The following is a 1,073-nucleotide window of genomic DNA, read 5'->3' as shown; positions in this document are numbered from 1 at the left end:
AGCGTGTCCTCGTCGTCGCGTCTGGCCTGGAAGTCCAGGCCGCCCGGTGCGCACGCGGCGTGATCGAGCGCGTCGCAGAGGCCGTCCAGGCTGGACTTCCACGGGGGCAGGGGATTGGTCACGCCGTACTCGGCGGCCATCCGGGGCCACACCTGGTCGCGATCGACGATCGCCCGCAACGCCGCGATCTCGCGTGGGGTACTCATCGCTGCCTTCCGCTAGGTCGCCGGGTGGATGGCTGGCCGGGTCGCGGTGATCACGTTGGTGGTCACCCCCGGTTTCGGGAGCGCGACGCCGATCAGGCAGTCCCTGGTGATGATCTCCGCGAGCTGATCCTCGGTCCAGCCGTCGGTGCCGTCGGGCCGCATCGGCAGCACCATGAACCGGTGCTTCTGATTCGAATCGTGCACCCGCACCGCGACCTCCGGCGGCAGGGTGAGCCCGAACTCCGAGAGCACCTGACGCGGCCAGCGCACCATGCGGCGCCGGTAGTTCGGCGTGCGATACCACTCGGGCGAGTTGCCCAGGATCGGGCGCGGGTAGCACGAGCACAGCGCGCACACGATCACGTTGTGCAGCGTCGGGGTGTCGGCGAGGATGGAGAACGCGGTGAAGTCGCTGGGCGTGCCGAAACCGGTCGGCTCCAGCCAGTCCACGCCCACCGCCTTGCTCGCCGTCATCGGCTCGGCCAGCGCCAGCGCCCGGAAGCCGGGATCGAGCCAGGCCCTGGCCACCAGGCGCACCGCGGGCGTCGGCCCGATCTGTTCGGCGAACTCGGTGAACCGCCGGTGCTCCTCGGCGGTGAAGATCCCCTTCTCGATGCACAGTTCGCGCAGCGCGATCTCGAGCACCTCGAAATCGGTGATCTCGTCAACCATGGGCGCCACGGTGCGCTCGTGATCGTGGTCGTGCTCGTGGTCGGTCATGACGCCACCTGGAGCCAGCGTTCGGGGATCTCGGTGCGCAGCACGTCGGCGGCGGTGCCGGTGTAGCCGTGCCACAGGCGCGCGAGCTCGAACTCGACGACGTAGAACCACTCGGGTGTCGCGTCGTGCCGGTCCCACGTCTCGTCC

The 1,073-nt window shown here is 69.5% G+C and carries 3 protein-coding genes; all 3 read right to left on the bottom strand.

What is annotated here, in order from left to right; translation table 11 throughout:
* Positions 1 to 206 (bottom strand): hypothetical protein (locus ACWDNU_RS46875; RefSeq protein WP_449673585.1); only part of this gene is annotated, 206 nt, incomplete at its 3' end.
* A gap of 12 nt (positions 207 to 218) precedes the next feature.
* The gene (scnC, locus tag ACWDNU_RS46870) at positions 219 to 926 is read right to left on the bottom strand and encodes a thiocyanate hydrolase subunit gamma (protein WP_355276387.1); all 708 of its coding nucleotides are present in this window, start codon (positions 924 to 926) and stop codon (positions 219 to 221) included.
* Positions 923 to 1,073 (bottom strand): SH3-like domain-containing protein (locus ACWDNU_RS46865; RefSeq protein WP_449673586.1); only part of this gene is annotated, 151 nt, incomplete at its 5' end. The genes ACWDNU_RS46865 and scnC, both read right to left, overlap by 4 nt.

Source organism: Amycolatopsis sp. NPDC003676, assembly GCF_053587275.1.
The sequence above is the reverse complement of the archived record's forward strand: the minus strand, read 5'-3'. Positions and strand labels throughout refer to the sequence as shown.

Bases quoted from the DNA above. Each gene is read 5' to 3' on its own strand.
- scnC (WP_355276387.1), bottom strand. From the start codon at position 926: ATGACCGACCACGAGCACGACCACGATCACGAGCGCACCGTGGCGCCC.